This window comes from Nocardiopsis chromatogenes YIM 90109, from assembly GCF_000341185.1.
Taxonomy (GTDB): domain Bacteria; phylum Actinomycetota; class Actinomycetes; order Streptosporangiales; family Streptosporangiaceae; genus Nocardiopsis_A; species Nocardiopsis_A chromatogenes.
In genome coordinates, this window is the sequence record NZ_ANBH01000078.1 from 15487 (window position 1) to 35533 (window position 20047).

The 20047-nt window shown below is 72.4% G+C and carries 22 protein-coding genes; 19 read left to right on the forward strand and 3 right to left on the reverse strand.

Going from position 1 to position 20047, the window contains the following annotated elements; genetic code table 11:
- Positions 1 to 40: 40 nt before the first annotated feature.
- The 3 genes from D476_RS32500 to D476_RS0108025 form a co-directional block, all read right to left on the reverse strand.
- Positions 41 to 1393 (reverse strand): S53 family peptidase, encoded by a 1353-nt coding sequence (locus tag D476_RS32500; protein ID WP_017623429.1) that lies wholly within the window; start codon positions 1391 to 1393, stop codon positions 41 to 43.
- Between the two features lie 190 nt (positions 1394 to 1583).
- Complete coding sequence (locus D476_RS0108020; protein WP_017623430.1) at positions 1584 to 1880, reverse strand: hypothetical protein; 297 nt, start codon at positions 1878 to 1880, stop codon at positions 1584 to 1586.
- Positions 1881 to 2384: 504 nt separating this feature from the next.
- Positions 2385 to 2723, reverse strand: a complete 339-nt coding sequence (locus D476_RS0108025; RefSeq protein ID WP_152529266.1) for a hypothetical protein — start codon at positions 2721 to 2723, stop codon at positions 2385 to 2387.
- Positions 2724 to 2834: 111 nt separating this feature from the next.
- Here D476_RS0108025 and D476_RS0108030 point away from each other — a divergent pair, with 111 nt between their 5' ends.
- The 19 genes from D476_RS0108030 to D476_RS38830 all read left to right on the forward strand — a co-directional run bounded on the left by D476_RS0108030 (position 2835) and on the right by D476_RS38830 (position 19995).
- Entirely contained in the window at positions 2835 to 3641 is an 807-nt protein-coding gene (locus D476_RS0108030; protein WP_017623432.1) for a helix-turn-helix domain-containing protein, read from the forward strand.
- Positions 3641 to 3826 carry a DUF397 domain-containing protein gene (locus D476_RS0108035; protein ID WP_017623433.1) on the forward strand — a complete coding sequence of 62 codons (186 nt, stop codon included), beginning with the start codon at positions 3641 to 3643 and terminating at the stop codon, positions 3824 to 3826. Before D476_RS0108030 ends, D476_RS0108035 begins: the two co-directional genes overlap by 1 nt.
- A gap of 907 nt (positions 3827 to 4733) precedes the next feature.
- The gene (locus D476_RS0108040; protein WP_152529267.1) at positions 4734 to 5255 is read left to right on the forward strand and encodes a hypothetical protein; all 522 of its coding nucleotides are present in this window, start codon (positions 4734 to 4736) and stop codon (positions 5253 to 5255) included.
- A 296-nt stretch (positions 5256 to 5551) separates the two neighbouring features.
- Entirely contained in the window at positions 5552 to 6031 is a 480-nt protein-coding gene (locus tag D476_RS0108045) for a hypothetical protein (RefSeq protein ID WP_239648633.1), read from the forward strand.
- A gap of 76 nt (positions 6032 to 6107) precedes the next feature.
- On the forward strand, positions 6108 to 6788 hold the full coding sequence (locus D476_RS0108050) for an SAF domain-containing protein (protein ID WP_239648634.1): 681 nt from the start codon (positions 6108 to 6110) through the stop codon (positions 6786 to 6788).
- Positions 6789 to 6826: 38 nt separating this feature from the next.
- Positions 6827 to 7645 (forward strand): hypothetical protein, encoded by an 819-nt coding sequence (locus D476_RS35495; protein ID WP_152529268.1) that lies wholly within the window; start codon positions 6827 to 6829, stop codon positions 7643 to 7645.
- A complete protein-coding gene (locus D476_RS0108060) occupies positions 7642 to 8982 on the forward strand; it encodes a CpaF family protein (protein ID WP_017623438.1) in 1341 nt (446 codons plus the stop codon). Before D476_RS35495 ends, D476_RS0108060 begins: the two co-directional genes overlap by 4 nt.
- A complete protein-coding gene (locus tag D476_RS32510; protein WP_017623439.1) occupies positions 8979 to 9848 on the forward strand; it encodes a type II secretion system F family protein in 870 nt (289 codons plus the stop codon). Before D476_RS0108060 ends, D476_RS32510 begins: the two co-directional genes overlap by 4 nt.
- An 884-nt stretch (positions 9849 to 10732) precedes the next feature.
- Positions 10733 to 10927 (forward strand): hypothetical protein, encoded by a 195-nt coding sequence (locus D476_RS0108075; protein WP_017623441.1) that lies wholly within the window; start codon positions 10733 to 10735, stop codon positions 10925 to 10927.
- Complete coding sequence (locus tag D476_RS0108080; protein ID WP_017623442.1) at positions 10924 to 11295, forward strand: TadE family protein; 372 nt, start codon at positions 10924 to 10926, stop codon at positions 11293 to 11295. Before D476_RS0108075 ends, D476_RS0108080 begins: the two co-directional genes overlap by 4 nt.
- A complete protein-coding gene (locus D476_RS0108085) occupies positions 11292 to 11720 on the forward strand; it encodes a TadE/TadG family type IV pilus assembly protein (protein ID WP_017623443.1) in 429 nt (142 codons plus the stop codon). The genes D476_RS0108080 and D476_RS0108085 overlap by 4 nt, the downstream gene beginning before the upstream one ends.
- Positions 11717 to 12106, forward strand: a complete 390-nt coding sequence (locus D476_RS0108090) for a pilus assembly protein TadG-related protein (RefSeq protein WP_239648635.1) — start codon at positions 11717 to 11719, stop codon at positions 12104 to 12106. Before D476_RS0108085 ends, D476_RS0108090 begins: the two co-directional genes overlap by 4 nt.
- 33 nt (positions 12107 to 12139) lie before the next feature.
- Positions 12140 to 14608, forward strand: a complete 2469-nt coding sequence (locus tag D476_RS0108095) for a BTAD domain-containing putative transcriptional regulator (RefSeq protein WP_152529269.1) — start codon at positions 12140 to 12142, stop codon at positions 14606 to 14608.
- 921 nt (positions 14609 to 15529) lie between these two features.
- Positions 15530 to 16153: a hypothetical protein gene (locus D476_RS0108100; protein ID WP_152529270.1), complete on the forward strand. Its 624-nt coding sequence runs from the start codon at positions 15530 to 15532 to the stop codon at positions 16151 to 16153.
- An 87-nt stretch (positions 16154 to 16240) separates the two neighbouring features.
- Complete coding sequence (locus tag D476_RS0108105; protein WP_017623446.1) at positions 16241 to 16861, forward strand: hypothetical protein; 621 nt, start codon at positions 16241 to 16243, stop codon at positions 16859 to 16861.
- 106 nt (positions 16862 to 16967) lie between these two features.
- Complete coding sequence (locus D476_RS0108110) at positions 16968 to 17594, forward strand: hypothetical protein (protein ID WP_017623447.1); 627 nt, start codon at positions 16968 to 16970, stop codon at positions 17592 to 17594.
- A 106-nt stretch (positions 17595 to 17700) separates the two neighbouring features.
- Positions 17701 to 18402 carry a winged helix-turn-helix domain-containing protein gene (locus D476_RS0108115; protein WP_026123343.1) on the forward strand — a complete coding sequence of 234 codons (702 nt, stop codon included), beginning with the start codon at positions 17701 to 17703 and terminating at the stop codon, positions 18400 to 18402.
- Between the two features lie 96 nt (positions 18403 to 18498).
- Positions 18499 to 19245, forward strand: a complete 747-nt coding sequence (locus D476_RS0108120; RefSeq protein ID WP_017623448.1) for a hypothetical protein — start codon at positions 18499 to 18501, stop codon at positions 19243 to 19245.
- Positions 19246 to 19275: 30 nt separating this feature from the next.
- A complete protein-coding gene (locus D476_RS38830) occupies positions 19276 to 19995 on the forward strand; it encodes a helix-turn-helix domain-containing protein (RefSeq protein WP_017623449.1) in 720 nt (239 codons plus the stop codon).
- The last annotated feature ends 52 nt before the right edge of the window (positions 19996 to 20047 follow it).

Genomic DNA, 20047 nt, shown 5'->3' on the forward strand with positions numbered 1-20047 from the left:
GGCGGCCGTTCCTGCTGGCCCGGCCGCCGGTCTCACAGCCTCAGGCCGCGAGCGCCAGGCGAGTGACCAGTAGCGCGCCGTGCACGGGGGTGCCCTGGCCCGACGCCGCGTCATAGCCGCGCCGGGCCCGGTACCCCTCGAAGCCGTTGGCGGCGTTGGTGCCGTCCTTCAGGTCGTACAGGCCCAGGGTGCGGGCCGGGCCGCGCCCGTACAGCGCCGGGTTGATGGTGCCCAGCGGGTTCCCGGCCTCGGCGGCGGCAGCGGCCACGATGCCGCCCATCAGCGGGGTGGCCACCGAGGTCCCGGCGGTGGCGCGCCAGTGGCCCCCGATCACGAACCACACCCGGGAGTGGCCTCCGGCAACGGCCGCGACGTCGGGGAGGGCGCGCTTGTCCCCGGCAACGTCGGCGACCGGGTTCTGGTAGTCGGGCCGGTCGAACACCCGGCTCAGGCCTCCGCCGGTGGCCATCTCGATGGGCCCGTTGGGTTCGGCCTGCCAGACCCGGTCCGGGCTGAGCCGCCGCCCGCCGTCGTCGAGGTCGAGGTCGGTGCCGCCCACCGCGGTGACCAGCGGGTCGGAGGCGGGCCAGATGACCTGCTGGTCGGGCAGGAGCCCGCCGTCCGCGCTGAATCCGGCCGGGCCGATGTTGCCGGTGGCCGCGAGCATCGTCACGTCGTGCTCGGCCACGGCCTGAAGCCCTGCGCGCAGCCGGTGGATGCGCGTGTAGTCGCCGTCGCGCTCGGCGAACTCGCCCTCGGCGATGCCGTGGCTCATGGGGATGACATCGACCGGGTAGTGGCGGGCGGCCCAGGCCATGCCGTCGAAGATGCCGTCCATGGCCCCGGCCCAGCCCCATCCTTCGCCCAGTGGGGTCTGCACGAGCAGCAGTTCGGCGCGCGGGGCCATGGCGTGTGCGGCCTGCAGGTTCATGCTCTGCTCGGCCGCGATCGCCGCCTGTTGGGGGTCGTCGGGGTCGATCTCGCGGACCTTCCCGGGGGCCTGGACCACCGTCAGGTCCGGCTCCGGCAGGCCCATGGCGCGGCTGAATTCGGCCAGGTCGTCGGGGGCGTCGGGGGCGATGTGGGGCAGGACGATCGCGATGGTGGCGCCCTCGCCGTCCATGCCCAGCCGGTGGGCCGTGTCCATTCCGTAGGCACGAGCCACCAGGTCGGTGGTGTAGCAGGGGGCGCCCTGCTCCTGGCGGCACTGCGAGGGGGCGGGCAGCTCATCGGCCTCCGAGGCCTGGGGTGCCGAGAGCGGCTCGGGCCCGCCCGGGGGGACGGGCAGCAACCAGGTGCCCAGCGGTGGGGCGGGGGCGGCGGCTGCAGGGACGGCGGCCAGGGGGACCACCGCTGCCAGGACGGCTGCGGTGGCGATCAGGCGGATCCTCATCACGGGGGTGCTTCCTTGTTCATCGGGGTCAAAAAGAAGGGGGTGTGGAGGTGTCGTGGGCAGTGCCCGGGGCCGGTGCGTGCGGCACGGCCACTGGCCCTCGGGCATCGGGGCGGCGGTGCCGTTCACCGGCGCAGAGTGTTGGTCATGGGCTCCTTGAGCAGGTGGGGGCGGGTGGAGGTGTGCGGCGTCAGGAGGGAGGCCGGACCTCATCGAGCGGGTCGTGCAGACGGCTCAGGTGGCCCAGGATCTGGACCGCCGCGGATTCCACATCGGAGGGGTCGCGGGTGGGATCTCCGGTGTCCACGTAGGCCCACCCGTCGCGGGTCGGGTACCGCACGTGCGGGGGAGAGGGGACCACGACGAGGTGCGGGTCCTCGAAGAGCAGGAGAGCGCCCTCCGGACGGGGCGCGGCCACGATCCGGCACTGGGCTCCGTGTCGCACTAGGTGCTGGTGCAGGGCGCAGATCAGATCGGCGGGCGGCATCGAGATCTCCGTGGATGGTGGTGCCCGCCCGGCCCCGGGACGGGTCGGTGCTGGTCGGCCGGGGCCGGGCGGGGGTGACGCGGCGTAGCTCGTGGGGCATGCGGTGGTTCCTAGGTGGTTGGGGCGGGGACCCGGCGGCCGTGTCCTCTCCCCGGTCAACAGGGGTGCGGCCGCCGAGCCGTTGGGTGCCCTCCCACCCGCCAGGAGGAGTCACCGGCGGGCGGGGGCCGTCTACTTCGGGCATCCGAGCGAGGACGAGCCCGGCGCCCTGCGGGGAAGGACGCGTTCTGGTGAGACCACTGAGGGCCGCCCATCACAGAGGCCAGTAACTGACCCCGGGATCCCTCCGAGGAAGCTCGGACGGAGGCTCGAAGCTCTCGGACGGCCGGCTGCGGGGCGCCACCTGTTCGGCAAGCCACTGGAAGGCGGCTTGTCTTTCGGGCACTCGTGCGGCCACCACACCATCCGCCCGCACTTTTCGCAGGGCCCTAATGGCATCGCTGATCACGCCGCAGAGTCCCGGGTGGTCTTGCCTGCGAGGCGGAGCAGGTTCACGACCCGTTTCGCTACCTCGTCTTCACGGCCATCCGGCAAGCCAGAAGGGGCGAAGCGGTGGTCGAACCCTTCCCGGCCCTCATCGTCGGGGTGCACGAAGTACCACTTACCTGCGATGAGACTGACGATCACCTCGTCAGCGCTCCCATTGAAGCGGGCAACCAGAGCCGTCAGCGGCCCGTTGTCGTTGAAGATCAGCGTCTTGATCCGGCACACGACCTGGTGGTCGCGAAGTGTTTGCAGCAATGTCCCGTATGCCCGAGTGTTCGGGTTCTGTGTCGTGGTCATGCCGCGAGCATTGCCGAGGACGGTACCGCCGTCCATAGAACCGCCCAGCTAGCGGATACTCCCAAGTGGGTACCATTGACTGGCGGTACGAGAGAGGTAGAGCATGGTCGGGTGGCGGTAAAGCGAGATGCAGCGCACAAGAAGTTCGGCCAGGAGCTTCGGAAGCTACGAGAACGCGCGGGTATGACCCAGGCGGAACTCGCCACGGCCATCCCCCTCTCGCAGTCTCAAGTAAGCGCTATCGAGCGAGGCGATAAAGGCACCACCGACGGCCAAATCCGGCGAATGGACGAGGTCCTTACCACCGATGGCACTCTCGCCCGGCGCTGGGAGGCCCTGAACCGGTCCGGCATCGCGGACTGGTTCAAGGACATGGCGGAGCTGGAGCGTCAGGCGTCCGACATCTGGCAGTACCACCCGCTACTCATCCCCGGCCTGCTTCAGACCGAGGACTACGCTCGAACCATCATCAGGGTCGGTAGACCGCATGACAGCGACGCGCAGATCGAGGAACAGGTACAGGCGCGCATCGCCCGGCAGCGGGTACTCTCCTCGGAACATCCACCGTGGTTCGTCGTCGTGTTAGACGAGCCCTGGCTCCGTCGTCCGACCGGTGGCCGTGAGATCATGAAGGCACAGCTAGAACACCTGGTCGATGTGTCTACGTGGCGGCGAGTGCTGATCCAGGTGGTGCCTGCTGCGACAAAGCTCCACCCCGGACTCGACGGCGCGTTCCAGCTCTTCACGGTGCCGGACCGAGACTCGGTCCTGTACACGGAGACGCGTGCCGGGGGATACCCTCTCGATCGGCCGGACGCCGTAGATGACTACACCCGGGTGTTCAGCGAGCTGCGTGGGGCAAGCCTCCCTGAAGAGGCGTCGCGCGATCTGTTGAAGAAGATTATCGGAGACCTCTAATGATGATGAACGACTGGTACAAGTCCAGTTACTCGCAGGGCGGCGGCGACAACTGCGTTGAGTGCCGCGGGGGCGAAGGCTCCGTCCAGGTCCGCGACACCCAGAACCGCAGCCTAGGCCACCTGTCCTTCCCCATGGAGGAGTGGGCTGCCCTGCTCTGGGGGGCGCGCTCCGGCGAGCTGTAACCCCTTCACCCACACCCACCCCCGATACGTGAAGCGGCCCCACACCCGCCCTACTGGTGTAGGGCCGCTCGTTTCGCGCGGACCCCGGCCCTGAACCCCGCGTCGAGCCGAGGCGGATTCGGCTAGAACAGGGGTGGTGGCGATCTTGCCGTTGGTCAGCTTCTCCCAGGCCACTCTGCGGTGCACTCTCACCTCGGGCAGGAATTAGGCTCGTCAGCGGATGGGGAGCTGGGCCCAGTCCGGGTTGGCCATGACGGTGCAGGCCTTGTGCCAGACACCTGTGGCTGAGTGTCGCGCTACGTCCGCTTCGGCTCCGTAGAAGCCGGGGATGATGCCGTAGGAACCCTCGGGGAGGCCCGCTCCTGTTCGAGTAGGAGCCACACCCTGTCGCGCAAAGCCAGCTTGGCTTGCTCGACGCCCTCTAAATGCCCGCCACCGCACATGTCGCCTCCATCGAGGAGAAGCGCCGGTCGTGCACACCCTGCCCCCACGGCTCATGGCGCCACCTGCGGAGGCCCGACCAGCGGCGAAGGCGATCTTGAGCCCTCCACCGCCCCGGGTTTGCTGACCCCTTCGAGCGTGCGGTGGAGGACGTCGGCGCCCGCCTTCGTCGGCCTGTCCTTGGCCGATCAGTGCGAGAGAAAGGGGGGGCGAGGACCATCGCCTGGTCCGTTGGTCGAGTGGGACACCGCGGACAAGGCAGGCGTTCCGGGAGTGGGGGCAATATCGGATTGGCTTGTCGTCTGTGCTGGTCACGGCGTTGGACATTCACGTTCCGTGGTGTAGGCGACAGTTTTCGTTGCTGTGAGTCACTGGATTTGGGTTGTGGGGGGCGTTGGGGCTGGTTAGAGTCATCAACGTTTTCGGAGAGTAATTGCCTGATTGCTTAACGGAATGAGGGGTGGGCATGCGTCCGGCCGTCGCTTTCGCCGCTGGGGTCCTTGCGCTGTTGGCGGGGTGCGCTTCGCCGCAGTCGGCCGAGAAGCCGGATCCGGAACCGGCCACGAGCGCGCCGGACACCTCCAGCGCCGAGGAACGGGCCCTCGAGGCCTACGAGGGGATGATGGGCGCGCTGGTTGAAGCCTCCCTCGAAGGGGCCACGGAGAACCCTGAGATCGACTGGTATGCCAAGGGGCAGGCGGCAGACCTGACGCAGGGCATGTTGATCGGTGTGAGAGCCAGCGGCGAACCGAAACTCCACCCCGAGGTCGACAAGGTCGATCTGGAAGCCGACCCTCCGGCGGTCATCATCGAGGACTGCGTCGATGGGAGCGACTGGCAGGTCGTCGAAGAAGACGTGAAGACGATCAAGGGAAACTGGGTCGAGGGTGAGGGGCCGCGACCGTATACCGCCACGGTGACCGAGGAGGACGGTTCGTGGATGGTGGAGAAACTATGGCTCGGCGACTACGGCGACTGTCAGCTCTAGCAGCCCTGGCCGCTGGGATGAGCCTGGCCGCTGGCTCGGGCGCGGTAGCGAGTGACTTTTCTGGTGGGGCGAAGTGCGCAGGGGACTCCTGTTCGTTGAACGCGAGTTCCGAAAGGAGCGCTGGGCGTTCTTCATCGGCCCCCTCGGAGGGGGCGGGTAATGGCAATGCTGTTTCGGCCGTGGCGAAGCCCGGGGCGGTATGTACGGGATCGTTCCGTGGCCGTGGACAATGCTGGGCCTCGCTCCACCAGCTGGGCGGCGGAGGAGAAGCGGAGCCTGAAGTTGACTTCGCCGCGTTGGCTGAGGAGGCCAGGGCTCAGCTGGTGCTGCCGGAGCCGGCGGTGGGAGGGGCTCCGCCGCTCGGGGGCGAGGGGTACCAGGTGGTGCAGTTCCCGACCTGGCTGTGGATCGACCGGGACCAGTGGGAGCCGCGAACCGCCCGCGCGGAGGTCGGCGGCGGTTCGGTCGAGGTGACCGCCAGTCCGGACGAGGTGGTCTGGGACATGGGTGATGGGAACACCGTGCGCTGTTCGGGGCCGGGAACGGCTTTCCGCCAGGGGGTGCACGAGCCGGGTTCGCGCTCGCCGGACTGCGGCCACGTCTACACCTCCTCGTCGAAGAACCGGGCCGGGCGCGATCGGGTGGAGGCCCGGCTGGTGTGGCAGGTGGAGTGGTCGGCCACCAACGGGCAGGGCGGGGCCATGGAGCCGATGGAGACCTCGGCAAGCAGGACGGTCGAGGTGGTGGAGGTCCACTCGCTGGTGACCGAGGGCTGAGCCCCGAGACACCGGTCGACGGGGGAGAGTTGAAGGGGGACGGGTGAAACGGGACGAGAGCGCGGATAAGCATCCGATGACAGGACGAATCGCAACCAGGCGGTCGTGGCGGTGGGCGGCCGCGGGCGCGGGCATGGTCGCCCTAGGCGCCCTGGCGGCGGCCTGGAGCATCACGGCGGCCACCGAGCGCACGCCGGTCGCCGTGGCGGCCCGGGACGTGCCGGTGGGCCAGGTCATCGGTGAGCGGGACCTGGTGTTCGTCGAGGCGGCGGGCCTGCCCGAGGCAGGGTTCCCGCAGGGCGCGGCCGAGGACGTGGTGGGGCGGCGGGCGGCGGTGCCGCTGCGCGAGGGCACCCCCGTGCCCGCCGGTGCGCTGACCGATGCCGAGTGGCCGCGCGCGGGGCGCGCGGTGGTGGCGGCCTCGCTGCCCGAGGCGGCTGTCCCGCACGGGGCGCAGATGGGCACCCAGGTGCAGGTGGTGCTCACTGGAGCGGCCGAACCCCTGGCCGACACGGACGGTGATGCCGACGACGGCGAAGACGGTGAGGGCGAAGGCGGCGGCGCGGTCCCCGGGCGGGTGCACGCCCTGCGAACGGGGGCCGGGCCGGGCGGGGACGAGACCCTCGTCCATTTGAACGTGGCCGAGCAGGACGCCCCGGCGGTCGCCTCAGCTGCCTCGTCGCAGTCCCTGCGGCTGGCCGTGGTCTCGGGCGAACCGGCCGAAGGCGTGGAGAGCGAAGAGGAGGGGGACAAGTAGTGATCGTCTCGGTGTGTTCTCTGTCCGGGGCGCCGGGCGTGACGACGCTGGCCGCAGCGCTGACGGCCGCCTGGCCCTCCAGTCCGCTGACCGTCCCGGTGATGGTCGAGGCCGACGCCTCCGGCGGGGACGTGAAGACCTGGCACCGCCTCAGCGCCGAGCCGGGGCTGGCGTCGTTGGCGGCGGCCAGCAGGCGCCCCAACCCGGATGTGGCCGACGGGGTGAACCCGCTGCTGGAGTACGCCACCGAAACCCCGCCCGGGTTCTACGCGGTGACGGCCGAGGCGGCGGCCCACCACTGCGAGGGCGCCGTGTGGCAGCTGGGCCAGCGCCCCTGGCTGCTCAAGAAGGCCGGGGCCGCCGTCGCCGACCTGGGCCGCATCACCCCCAGGGGGCCAGGGCTCGGGATCCTGGGCGCCAGCGGAGCGGCCGTCATCGCCGTGGAGGAGGAACCCGCCCATCTCGCTCGCCTGGCGGCCTGCTCGGTGCTGACCAACGGACTGGAGGAAGCGGGCGTTCGGGCGGGCCTGGCCCTCACCGGAGGCCGGGACCGGTTCACCGACGCCGAGATCTGCGCCCAGACCGGGCTCCCGGTCTGGGCCCGCATCCCCCACGACACCCTGGGCGCAGGGTTCCTGCGCGGACAGGAGCTGCCCGCCGGGCGCACGGTGTGGGCGCGGGCCCGCTCCTGGGCGCGCGAGCGCCGCGATGTGGGGCCGGTGGACTGGATGCCGCTGCTGCGCTGCGCACGCGACCTGGCCGAACGCCTGGACACCGCCCGCCCCCGCACCCCGGGCGAAGACGGCCCCGCCCAGCAGGGCAGGGACCGCGCGGTGAAGCTGGAGGCGGTCGCATGATCAGCATCAACACCCCCACCCGGCCGGAGAAGGCCACCGAGGCCCCGGTGCTGGCCGACCTCGTGAACCGGCTGGTCGACGAGGTCAGGGCCCTGCTCATCGGCGACGAACGCGCCGCCGGGGCCAGCGCCTCCAGCGACGACGCCGAATACCGGCGCCGCGCCGCCGCCCTCCTCGATGGGGCCCTGGACCGCACCGCCGCCGAGGCTGTGAAGTCCGGGTACGCCGTCCTCGAAGGCGGCCAGGAGGCCTGGGTGCGGTCCCAGGTGCTGGCGCGGGTATGCGGGCTCGGCCCGCTCGAACCCCTGCTGGCCGAGCCCGGGGTGCAGAACATCCACATCAACGGCGAGCGCACCTGGGTCGACTTCGGCGGCGGACGGCGCGAGGAGCGGGCGCCGGTGGCCCCCAGCGAGCAGGAGCTGATCGGGCTGGTGCGGCGCATCGCCGCGGCCAACGGCTCGGGTGAGCGGCGCTTCGACGCGAGCGCCCCGCTGTTGTCGATGGAGCTGGGCGACGGATCGCGCCTGTCGGCGGTGATGGACGTGTCCAGGCGGGTGTCGGTGGCCATCCGCCGCCACCCCCAGCAGTCCTTGGACTTGGACGACCTGCAGGGCTCGGGGATGGTCGACGGCCTGGCACGCGGCCTGCTGACCGCGGCGGTGCGGGCCAGGCTCAACGTGCTGATCGCGGGGGCGACCGGTGCCGGCAAGACCACGCTGCTTCGCGCTTTGGCCGATGAGGCGATCGGCGCCGGGGAGCGGCTGATCACCATCGAGGACAGCCTGGAGCTCGGCCTGGACCGGGGCGGTGCGCATCCGGACTGCGTGGCGATGCAGGCCCGCCCCGCCAACATCGAGGGCGCGGGCGAGGTGGGGCTGGCCGAGCTGGTGCGCCACGCCCTGCGGATGTCGCCGGACCGGGTGATCGTCGGGGAGACGCGGGGGCCGGAGACCATCGCGCTGCTGAACGCCATGTCGATGGGCACCGACGGGTCGATGGCCACCATCCACGCCAGCAGCTCGCAGGGGGCCTTCACCAAGATCGCCGCCTACACCGCCCAGGCCCCCGAGCGGCTGAGCCTGGAGGCGACCAACCTGCTGATCGCATCGGCGGTCCACCTGGTCGTGCACATCGCCACCGACCGGGGGCGGCGGCGGGTGGCCAGCATCCGCGAGGTCGTGGGCGCCGAAGGCCTGCAGGTGATCTCGAACGAGGTCTACACCCGCCCCGGCCAGGAGCCGGGGGAGTTGGTGGTGCCTCCGGCGTGCGCGGCGGTGCTGGCCGAGCACGGCTTCGACTCCTCGGCCGCCATCGCCCAGGCGGGAGGCGTGCGGTGACGTTCTCGACCATCACCCAGGCCGCCCCGGTCCTGTCGGGCGCGCTGCTCGGCGGCGGGCTGGCGGGCATCGCCTACGCTGCCGTGCCGCACACGGGCCGGATCAGGGAGCGCCTGGCCCGCCTTCCCAAGGCCACCATGGCCCGGCGCGCCGTCCTGGCTATCGCCGCTGGCGCGGGAGCTGCGCTGGTGACCGGCTGGCCGGTGGCCGGGGTGCTCGCCGCAGCCGGGGCCTGGTGGCTGCCCCGCCTGCTCGGCCCGGACGCGGCCAGCGCCGCCGAAGCACGCCGTGCTGAGGCGGTGGCCGCCTGGGCCCAGCAGCTGCGCGACCTGATCGCCGGATCGGCCGGGCTGCACCAGGCCATCGCCAAGTCCGCCCCCATCGCACCGCAGCCGGTGCGCGCCGAGGTCGGCCAGCTGGCCCAGCGCCTGCGCGCCGGGGCCACCGTTGAGGAGGCGGTGGAGGCCTTCTCCACCAAGGTGGACAACCCGACCGCGGACCTGGTCGCCATCGCCCTGGCCACCGCCGAAGGGCGGCACGCCGCCGAGCTCGGCGAGCTGCTGGGGCGCCTGGCCGAGGCCTCCCGGGACCGGGCCGCGCTGCTGGCCCGCACCTCGGCATCGCGGGCCCGGACGCGTTCCTCGGTGCGGATCATCACCGCGATGGCGCTGCTCATGGTCACCGGCCTGCTGGTGGCCAACCGCCAATACCTGGAGCCCTTCGACACCGTCACCGGGCAGGCGGTGCTCGCTGTGGTCGGGGCCACCTGGGCGGCGGGGTTCGCGTGGATGGCGCGCCTTGCCGCGCCCGTGGCCGCACCCCGCCCCATGCGGCCTGCGACCGTCCAGGCAGGGGGTGCGGGGTGAGCGCGCTGATCGGTGCCGGTCTCGCCGGAGGGTGTGCGGCGGCCGGGGTGTGGATGCTGGCCCGGTCCCGCCGNGAACTCCTCACCCCCGCCTCAGCGGAGTCGGAGCACGCCTCTGCGGGAGGGGCGGTCGAGCAAGCAGGGCGGTCGTTCGTGCCGCTGCTGCGCCGTACCGGCCTGCCCACGGCCTCTATCCGGGCCGACCTGGTGCTGTGCGACACCAGCGAGGGGCAGTACCTGGCGGAGAAGGCCGGCGGCACCATCGCCGCCTCAGCCCTCGTGCTGCTCCTGCTGGGCGCGCACGCCGCCGGGGTGAGCCTGCTTCCGCCCCTGGCGCTGCTCGTCCTGGCGGCGGCGTGCGTGGGTGCGTGCTGGAAGGCCCCCGACCTGGCGGTCCACGCCCAGGCGCGCAAGCGCCGCGAAGAACTGCGCTCGGCCTCCTCGATGCTGGCCGACCTGGCCGTCATCGCCCTGGCCGGAGGCGCGGGCGTCAGCGGCGCCCTGGCCCAGGCCGCGCGCCACGGCACCGGGTGGGCGCCCGAGAAGATCCGGGCCGCCCTGCACACCGCCGCCGTGAAGGCCGAGCCCGGCTGGCAGGGCCTCGGTGAGCTCGGCGACCGCGCGGGGGTGGTGGAGCTGTCGGAGCTGGCCGCCTCCCTGGAGCTGGCCGGGACCGACGGGGCGCGGGTGCGCGCCTCGCTGGCCTCCAAGGCCGCCTCGCTGCGCACCGCCGAACTCGCCGCGGCCGAGGCCCGCGCCGCCGCCGACACCGAGCGCATGACCCTGCCGGTCACCGTTCTGGTGCTCGGCTTCATGGGGCTGGTGGGCTACCCGGCCCTGGTGCACGTCATCACCGGATTCTGAACGCGAAGGAGGCGAAGAACCATGAGCACACCCCTGACCCGGATCGTCGCTGAACGCATCCGCCGTATCGCCAGGCGTGGTGATCGGGGGTCGCACACCACCGAGATCGTCATCGGGATCACGATCATCGTGGCCATCACCGCCGTGGTCGGCCCGATCCTCACCCAGACCTTCACCGACGCTGCCCAGAGCATCGACCTGGGCATCACCAAGTGAAGCACCGCAGGGGCGATGCGGGCAGCACCGAGCTGGTGATGGTGCTGCCCATCGCCTTCACTATGCTGCTGGCCGTCTTCCAGCTCGGCCTATGGGCCCACGCCCAGCACCGCGCCGAGGCCATCGCCGAGCGCGCCATGGCCGCCGCCCGCGCCCACGACGCCACCGCCGGAACCGGGACCCGGGCCGGTGAGGAGGCTGCCGCCCAGCTCAAAGGCGGCATCCTGCACGATCCGATGGTGTCGGTGGCGCGCGGAGGCGGGCAGGCGCGGGCCTCGGTCACCGGCACCACCTACGGCCTCATCCCCGGCTGGACACCGGCGGTGCGGGCCCTTCGCAGCGGCCCCGTCGAACGGCTCACCCCATGAACACCAAGGCGCACCGGGAGCGGGGGAGCGCGGCGGTGGAGCTGATGGCCGTGGCCCCGGTGCTGATCCTGGCGGCCCTGCTGATGGTGGCCGCCGGGCGGCAGGTGAGCGCGGCCATGGACGCCGCCTCGGCCGCGCACAGCGCCGCCCGTGCGGCCGCTCTGGCAACCGAAGCCGACCGCCAGAGCACAGCACGCGCCCAAGCCGAGGCCTCCCTGGCCGAACGGGGCCTGGCCTGCGGGTCCCACCGGGTGAGCGTGCGCACCACCGGGCCGGACCGTGCCCAGAGTGCGGTGGCCACGCTCACCTGCCGCATCGCCCTGCGCGACCTCGCGCCGCTCGGCCTTCCCGGGCACACCACCCTGACCCGCACCTCAAGCGCCCCGATCGACCCCTACCGCGACACCCGGGAGGCCGCACCATGAATGCCCGCACTGACGAGGGGCGGGTGCTCGTGTTCACCATGGTCCTTGCCTCGGCCATCGCCGCCTGTCTGGGCCTGGTCGTGGACGGCGGTCGCATGCTCATCGACGCCACCCGGGCCGGAACCCTGGCCCACGAGGCCGCCCGCGCCGGCGCACGCGAACTCGACACCGCCGAGCTCACCGCCGCCGGGGGCGTGCGCCTCGACGAAGGCGCCGCTGTAAGGCGGGCCGAGGAACACCTGCACGCCTCCGGCGCCACCGGCCGCGCAATTGTCGACGGACGAAGGGTGGTGGTCACCGCCGAGGTCCCCTACACCACCGTGATCCTCCCGTTGGGCGGGGGAAGGGCCCAGGCCCGCGCCAGCGCCACCGCCGTCCAGGACTGAATCCCGCCCCGCCCGCTTTGTTGGGGAGTGAAGATGCGTCTGATCCGCGACACCTGCGCCGCCGCCGCTGGGGCCGCCTTCTTCCTCGGAGCCCCGGCCCTGCTGCTCCACATCGGCTGGCCCCTGCAGGGCAGCGGCCTGACCTGGCCGGTACTGTTCATGTACCTGCGCGGTTTGACCCTGCCCGTTCCGGTGGTCATGGCGGGCCTGGTGGCGGCCGCCTGGGCGGCCTGGGGCGCCTTCACCGCAGTGCTGGTCGGCGACCTTGTGCGGGTGGTGCGCGGGGCCGCACCCCGCCTGGCGCTCCTGCGCCTGGTGGCGGCGCTGTTGGCCGCGAGCGGGACCGCCACCGGCCTCGCCGCCCCCGCGCTCGCCGCTCCGGCCGAACCTGCGGTCGACAACGGTCAGGCCGCAGGGGAGCAGAACAGCGCGCAACACGCGACCGGGGATGAGGACCCGTCCGGCGGCGGGGAAGGCCCGGTGGAGGCGGCTGCTCCGGTCGAGCGGACCAGGGCCGTGGCGGGGTTCGCCCTGGACTCGGCCGAGCTGGACGGGCCGATGCGCCGCAGCCTGGAGGATGCCGCCGAGCTGATCGCCGCGATGGGCGCCGAGCAGGTGCACATCACCGGCCACACCGACCCCACCGGGCCCCACCAGCACAACCAGGAGCTGTCCCAGCGCCGGGCCCAAGCCGCAGCCGACCACCTGAACGGCCTGCTCGGCGAGGACTTCCAGGTCACCGCGAAAGGCATGGCCGACGAGCAGGACCGGGCCGACGGCAGCCGGGACCACGCCGACCTGCGCCGCATCGAGATCACCTACACCCTCCTGCCGCCCGAGAAGCCGGGCGCAGAAGCCGCGCCACCGGCACCCGCCTCGGACCACCAACTGGCGCCCGCGTCCCAGACCGCGCCTGAAGAAGAACACGGGGCAGGGGTGGTTCCGGTCGGCGCGGCGGCGGCTGTGGCCGGTGCCGCGGCCGGATTCGCTCTGGGCAGGCGCACCACTAGGAACCAAGCCGACAACGGCCGGTCGACGTCTCAGCAGGCGCAGAACCCGGAGGAGCCCGGGGCGGATGCCGGCCGCGAAGACGAAGACGCCTCCACGAGCCCGGCGCAGCCGGAGGCAAAGACGCCGGGGACAGGACAGTCCCAGAACACCCTTGACTTCGGCGACGGCGTGAAGGTCGACGCGTCCCAGGGGGTGACCGTTACCGGGACGTGCGCCCCCAGCATCGTGGCCCGCCTGCTCGACGAAGTGCGGAGCGATGCCTCGGCGAGCGTGGTGGCCACCCGTGCCGCGCTCACCCGCCTCGGCCACGCCGAAGGCGCAGAACCACCAGGGGTGCGTGTGGCCGCCACCGTGCAGGCGGCGCTGGTGCGCGCCGAGGCCCACATGCTCGCCGCCCACCGCGAAGGCAGCGCCCCTGGGCGCGTGCTTGTCATCCTGGACGATCCCGCCGGGGCCGCCGACCGCCTGAAGAACGCGCTTCCCGCTCCGGGCCCGGGGGCGCCACTGGTGGTCGCCCTGCAGGAAGGCCTTGGGAGCGGTGCGCACCTGCACGCCGATGAGCACGGCACCCGCCTCGTCGACGCCGAAGGCGGGGAACACCGCCTCGAAACCGCGCCCGTGTACGCCGCACCGCCCCCGCCCCGGGCCGAGGCTCCGGTTCCCGACGACGCGGGTCAGGGAACTGGCACGCCGGACCCGCCGGAGTCCGCCGGCAGCCCGAAGCCGGTCCAGCTCCGCCTGTTCGCCCCGCACTTGGCCGTCGAGGTCGACGGGACCGACGTCGCCGAGCGCATGCGCTCCTCAGCCCGCATGCTCCTCGCGCTGCTGGCCATACGCCCCGACGGGGTTAGCGCTGAAGAGGTCGACGACATCCTTGCTCCACGCTCGGGTGCAGCACGCACTCGCAGCCACCGCAGCAACGCCCTGAGCAGCGCCCGCACCGTAGTGCGTACAGCCCTGGGCGACGACAAAGTCGCCGTCGTCGAGTACGACTCAGCGCAGAGCCGCTACCGGCTTCAGGAAGAACTGTTCGACGTCGACCTCTGGCGCTTCAACGATGCCCTGGAGAAGGCCGCAGGCGCACGCGATCCGCAGGTGGGAAATGAGTGCCGCGCGTCAGCAGTAGGTGAATACGAAGGGGAACTGCTGTCCGCAATCGCGGAAACGTGGGTGGAAACCGAGCGCCACCGATGCGCACGAGATGCCGCGAAGGTGCTCGTCCGTCTCGCTGAGGTCGCACAAGAGGGTGGTTCCGCTAATTACCTGCGGCGGGCGTGTGAAATCGACCGCTACAACGAAGCCGTGTACAGAAAGCTCATGGAGGCGCAGGCGGCACTCGGGGAAAATGATGCCGTGCACCACACCTACCGTATTCTCGTCGACAGGTTGCGGGAGATCGGCGAGCGTCCGAGCAAGAACTGCCGAGGGTTCGTCGAGTCGCTGACTTCGATCACGCCGATCAGCGCTGCGGGCCCGCGGAAGCCTGCATGAAGAGGATGCCGACGCCCACCATCGAGGTGTGAAGACCCCTTGGGCCTTGGGTTGGGTTCGACGTGGGTTCGGCTTGGGCCTTGCCTTGGGCCTTGGCTTGGGATCAAGGACCCAAGCCCCGGACGGGCGACATCACAGCAGGTCGTGCCGTATTCAGGGGCTTGGGTCGGGAGCCCTGACTCTACACCGTAGGTGTAGTCCCTCCTCCGTGGGCGGGCCGCCGCACCGGCCCGAAGACCCGCCCGCGCCCGTGGGGCCCCGCGGTTCCCGTGCGGCCCGCTTTACTCCCTGCCTTCCATTCTTCTCCATACTCTAATGACTCTTCTATTGGAGTATTAACCATATTCATTCTCTATGCCGGCGGCGCCTGCCGGGCGCTGATGATCACCCGTGCACGGCGCCGCCTGGGAAGGTGGGACGTTTCCTTATCGCGTGCGGGCGCCCCTGCGCGCGCGTGCGTGGATCCTCTCCACGCCGGGGCCCGTCGAAAAATGTTCCGGGCGGGGTTTGACAACCGCCCCGGACCCAAGTTGTTCTTGGTCCCGTCGGCGGGAACACCGGCGAAAACCGGACGGGAAATCAGGCGCGCGACACGGCTTGACTTCCCGCCGGAACCAAGAAACCGTTCCATTCAACGCGGCCCGTGCGGCCGCGCAAACCGGAAAGGCTGCGCCAATGGCAGGCGAAGACGAAACTGCCCGCCCCGTGTGCCCCGAACACAGGGGGCGCGTACGGGCCCGGCCGGACCGGTAGCGGCATAGCCGACCGGGGCCGCCCACGGCCCCGAGCAGGACCCCTACCGGCACAGCGCCGGTAGGCGAAAGAAGGGCCCGCGCCCCGGATCCCCGGCGTGCATCTCACCTCACCACCGGGGGTGGGCGCGGGCCCGAACACAACACCCACAGTAGTTAGGAGTGTGCTGTGAGCACGATTATGCCTCACGGACCGCGCATCACGGTAGACCGCGGCGACATCGAGGAGCTGCGCACGGCCGGGCCCCGGGCCCTGCTCGTCTGGCACGAGGCCCGCGACCTGGTGTTCGTCACCTCACAGAGCTACGTGCCCGGGTGCGAGGCGATGATCATCGCCGGACACGACGACCTCGACACGATGATCCGCATCCGGGACGGCGAGGGCGACCCCTGCACCTCCCAGCACCTGGCAGCGACCTTCACCGACCTGGCCAACGAGGCCCTGCAGGACTGGGCCTGGTCCCGGCACCTGGCCGTGTGCGGGCATGAGCTGCGCCTGGCGATGAGCGAGGCGGGACTGTACCTGACCGCCGCACCCGACACAGCCCGCCTCACGGCGGACACCATCATGACCGACACCTACCGGTGGGACACCGAGCCCCTGCTCAAGGTGCAGGTGACCACGACCTCCCACCCGCTCGGCGCCCACGGGGCGGGCGTGACGGTCCACCACGACCGGCGCGGGACCGTGACCGCCTTCGACCTGCGCAGCGACGGCCCCCGCCCGCATCTGGCCCCGATCGCGGTCACCGGCGCCATCACCTCGGTGCTCGGCGCCCTCCTCGAGGCCTGAACCGGCCCTATCCCCGGCGGGGCGCCCCTGTGCGGCGGCGCCCCGCCCCCCGAACCACCCCTGCGCACCACCGTGAGGAGTACACCCGTGTCCGGCTACGCCTTCCCCGAGGACTTTTTGGCCAACGCCCACGAGGCGCCGTTCCACGAGCGCCTGGTCACCGCCGCGCTCACCGGAGGCCCCGGCAGCACCATCGTCTACGACACCCGCCTGTGCCGCTTCGCCGCCGCCGAGGCCGCCGCCCCGATGCCCGCCGAACCCGACCAGGTCACCGTCGCCGCACACGCCGACCTCGCCGAGACCGTCCAGGAGGCTCTGGGCGGCGGCATGGACATCAGCGGCGCGGCCGAGAAGGTTCGCGCCCGGGCCCTGGAACACCTGGCCGCCTGGGCCGACACCGAACGGCTCGCGAGCATGGCGCCGGTCCTGAAGACGCGCGCGGCCCTGGGCAGCTTCGGCCTGCGCGCCGCGCGGCGCAGCACGCCCGTCGAGGGGAGCGCGTGCGACCACTTCCTGCGGCCCGATGCCCCGCACGTGACCGTGTCGGTGGCCTACCCGCCGCCCGGCAGGCCCGAGCCCCGGCTGGGGATCCACCTGCGCGACCTGGGCGCACACGTGCAGGCCTGGACCGCCGACTTCAGCTACGCGGGCGCGGGGACCGCCGCCCAGGACATCGCCCGCGCCCTGGCCCGCTACCTCGGCGAATAACCACCCCCCCCAGCCGGTTCGGGCTGTCGCGCCCGCACGCCCCCCAGCGCTCCGGGCGCGGCGGCCCGCCCACCGAACAGCGAACGACAAATACAGGGAGGGACTCGTGTTCGACTACGAGCTGGCCGCAGCCGAGCGCTTCACCCAACAGGCATCACACGCGCACATCACGCCCGACCAGGTGGGGCAGGTGCTGCGCGGCGGGCCGGGCACCGTCATCGCCTACGACCGGGACCGTCAGGAGTACACGGTCCTGGACCCCGACCACCACGGGGTATGCGAGGAGCAGCGGTTCATCGCCGTGTGGGGCCACAGTGACCTCACCGAGGAACTGCGCCTGCTGCGTACCGACGCCACCGGCATGGACCAATGCGTCAAGGCCCTGGAGCGCACGGCCCTGAACGGCCTGAGCGACTGGTTCCTGCAGGGCGGAATGCCCGCCTGCATCGCCGACACCCGCCTGGAGCTCTACCGGCACGGGTTCGCCTTCGACCGGCACAGCCACCGGTGGGACGGCGGCATCCGCGACCACCTCGTCCTGGTCGCCCGCCCCTGGTGGCACCTGGATGTGAAGTACGCCGACCGCCCCGGAGCTCTTACGGTGCGCGTGCGCGCGCACCTGCGCGACCTGGGCGCGCACGTTCAGGCCTGGACCGGCGAGTCCGGCTACGCCGCCGCTGGGGAAGCCGCCGCCGACTTCACCCGCACCCTGGCCCGCTACCTCGACGAATAGCCACGGCCACTGCCCCGGGCCGCCGTGCCCGCACGCCCCGGCGCTCCGGGCGCGGCGGCCCGCCCCGAACACCCAGAACGCGTATTCCACCTCAGAGGAGCCTGTCATGTCCCGTGCCCGCAAGCAGGTCGTCGAGTTTCTGGACGCCGCCGAGGAGCCCGCCTCGGTGGCCGTCATCGCCACCGTGCTGAACCTGGGCCGCTCGACCGTTTCCAAGCACCTGCAGTCCCTGGAGGCCGAAGGCCGCGCGGTGCGCGCCCCCGGGGCCCGCGAGGGGCGAGCCAAGACGCCTGACCTGTGGAGCGCCCTCACCCCCGCCCCGGCCCCGGCCCCGGTCCCCGGCGAGGCCGACAACGGGGGGGCTACCGAGCCCCAGGAGGTGCCTGAGGGCACGGCGCCCGACCGCGCCGAAGTCGGGGCGGCCTGCGGCGGCTCCGGCCCGGGGTCCGCCCCGGAGCCGGAGGGCCCCGGAGCAGAGGCCGCTGACGGCGGTGCCGGACAGGCCCCGGACATGCCGTGCCCCAGCGGGCGCCTCCGGGCCGTGCCCCGGGCCGCTGCGAAGCCCCCGGCCCCGGGGGAGGCGGGGTGGAACCCGGTCAGCCGGACCCGCCGCCTGGAACCCGGGGAGCTGCGCCGCATGGTCAAGGCCGTGCTCGAAGGCGCACCCGACGAGGAGTTCTCCCCTACGGAGATCGGCCACATGCTCGGGCGCAGTATCGGCGCGATCCAGAACTGCCTGGCCCGACTGGCCAAGGACGGCGAGGCCGAGCTGACCAGCCAGGCCCCGCGCCGCTACAGCGCCGCCTGACCACCTCCCGCTCTTTAACCAGCGGCCCCAACCGGGGCTGCGGCGGGGCGCCCGCGCCCGCCCGGGGGCGCCCCGCCACCACCGAACACCACCGACATGAAAGGCGCGAACACCATGGACTTCCCCGTTCCCAACGTCTCCTGGGAGCACGTCAGCCTCCTGCGCGCGGCCGGTCCCGGCGCCCTGCTGGTGTGGTCCGAGCGCCACGACGGCATCGTGCCCGTCAGCGCTGACGCCCAGGTGGGCGAGGGCTGCATCGCCCACCTGCACGGCGCCTCGGGGGTGCGCGGCGACATCCAGCGCAAGCAGCAGGCCGGGGCGCCCTACCTGGACGAGGACCTGATGGTCATCGCCGCCCACCACGACCTCGACCCGCTCGTGCGCCAGGTGAGCGACAGCGGCGCGGCCGAGAACCACCCCGACGGAACGGACAGCGCCGTCGGCGAAGAGCTCAGGGACCGCGCCGCCCGGCTCCTGGAGTCCTGGCCGCGCCTGAAGGTCCTCACCGGGATGGTCGCCGATCTGCGCGCGGACCTGGCCGGGCACGGGCTGCACCTGTCCGGGCCCGCCACCATCGGCGACGACGGCTGGAGGGCCTTCATCGCCGAGGAGTTCCGCACCGTCCCCGACGGTGAGCACCGCGTCCGGGTGAAGGTGCCCTTCGCCTGGGACGGGCCCGTGCAGGTGACCGTGGGCGTGGCCGGAGCCTTCCGGCACGAGGAGGAGCTGCGCCCCAAGTGGCGTATGAACCTCGACGTCTCTACCGCCTACCCCGGCCGGGCCGGGCGCGTGGTCGCGGCGTCCGCCGCCGCGGCCGTGGCGAGCATGCCCGCCCGCTTCTAGCCACCGCACCTGCGACAGAGGAAGGAAGGCATGACGGCGACCACAACGGCGGGCGGACCCCCCNCGACAACTGGGGGCGGGCGCCGCCGCCCCGGCACCTGGCCCCAGCGCATCCTGGACTACCTGACCGACTGCCCCGGCGCCACGGCGGCCCAGGTCGAATCGGCCCTGGCCGCCCCCAAGGGCACCGTCCACCGGCGCCTGGCCGCGCTACGGGCCCAGAGCACGGTGCGGCGCGAAGCGGCCCCCGGCCGCCCCGACCGCTGGTACCCGGCCGACCAGAACGGGGAGGCCGGGTGCTCGGCCCCCGAGCAGCAGGCGCCGACCTGGAAGCAGGCCGTGCTCGCCTTCGTCCGGGCCCACCCCGGGCACACCACGGCCGGGATCGAGGCCGAGCTCGGCGCCCCGCGCAACACCGTCTACCGGCACCTGAACGCCTTCGCCGACGCCGGGGCCGTGCGGCGGGTGTACCCGGACGTGCGCAAGGCCAAGGCACGCTGGTTCCCGGCCGAGGAGGCCCCGCGCACCGGTGCAGACGGCGAACGCGGGGCGGCCCTGCCCTGTGGCCCCCAGGGATGCGAAGGCGTCGAGGTGCCTTCGGTCGAAGCGCTCGCCTCGGCCGTGCGGGCGCAGGTCGCCGCCGACCTGCACACCTGGGCCACCGCTCTGGAAACCCAAGGTGAACAGGCCGCAGGTCGCGCCCTGCGGGAAGCCGCCCGCGCTGTCTTCGCGGCGGCGCACGTCGCCTGACCCCTGCATCGCCCCGGCGAAGGGGGCGGCCCGCACACCCCGGGCTGCCCCT

What these genes read in the sequence shown, in the direction of transcription:
- D476_RS0108085 (WP_017623443.1), top strand. Translation starts at nt 11,292, where the DNA reads ATGAACACCAAGGCGCACCGGGAGCGGGGGAGCGCGGCGGTGGAGCTG.
- D476_RS0108095 (WP_152529269.1), top strand. Translation starts at nt 12,140, where the DNA reads ATGCGTCTGATCCGCGACACCTGCGCCGCCGCCGCTGGGGCCGCCTTC.
- D476_RS0108025 (WP_152529266.1), bottom strand. Translation starts at nt 2,723, where the DNA reads ATGACCACGACACAGAACCCGAACACTCGGGCATACGGGACATTGCTG.
- D476_RS0108035 (WP_017623433.1), top strand. Translation starts at nt 3,641, where the DNA reads ATGATGATGAACGACTGGTACAAGTCCAGTTACTCGCAGGGCGGCGGC.
- D476_RS0108050 (WP_239648634.1), top strand. Translation starts at nt 6,108, where the DNA reads ATGACAGGACGAATCGCAACCAGGCGGTCGTGGCGGTGGGCGGCCGCG.
- D476_RS0108020 (WP_017623430.1), bottom strand. Translation starts at nt 1,880, where the DNA reads ATGCCGCCCGCCGATCTGATCTGCGCCCTGCACCAGCACCTAGTGCGA.
- D476_RS0108040 (WP_152529267.1), top strand. Translation starts at nt 4,734, where the DNA reads ATGCGTCCGGCCGTCGCTTTCGCCGCTGGGGTCCTTGCGCTGTTGGCG.
- D476_RS0108060 (WP_017623438.1), top strand. Translation starts at nt 7,642, where the DNA reads ATGATCAGCATCAACACCCCCACCCGGCCGGAGAAGGCCACCGAGGCC.
- D476_RS0108115 (WP_026123343.1), top strand. Translation starts at nt 17,701, where the DNA reads ATGTCCCGTGCCCGCAAGCAGGTCGTCGAGTTTCTGGACGCCGCCGAG.
- D476_RS32500 (WP_017623429.1), bottom strand. Translation starts at nt 1,393, where the DNA reads ATGAGGATCCGCCTGATCGCCACCGCAGCCGTCCTGGCAGCGGTGGTC.
- D476_RS0108090 (WP_239648635.1), top strand. Translation starts at nt 11,717, where the DNA reads ATGAATGCCCGCACTGACGAGGGGCGGGTGCTCGTGTTCACCATGGTC.
- D476_RS0108075 (WP_017623441.1), top strand. Translation starts at nt 10,733, where the DNA reads ATGAGCACACCCCTGACCCGGATCGTCGCTGAACGCATCCGCCGTATC.
- D476_RS0108120 (WP_017623448.1), top strand. Translation starts at nt 18,499, where the DNA reads ATGAAAGGCGCGAACACCATGGACTTCCCCGTTCCCAACGTCTCCTGG.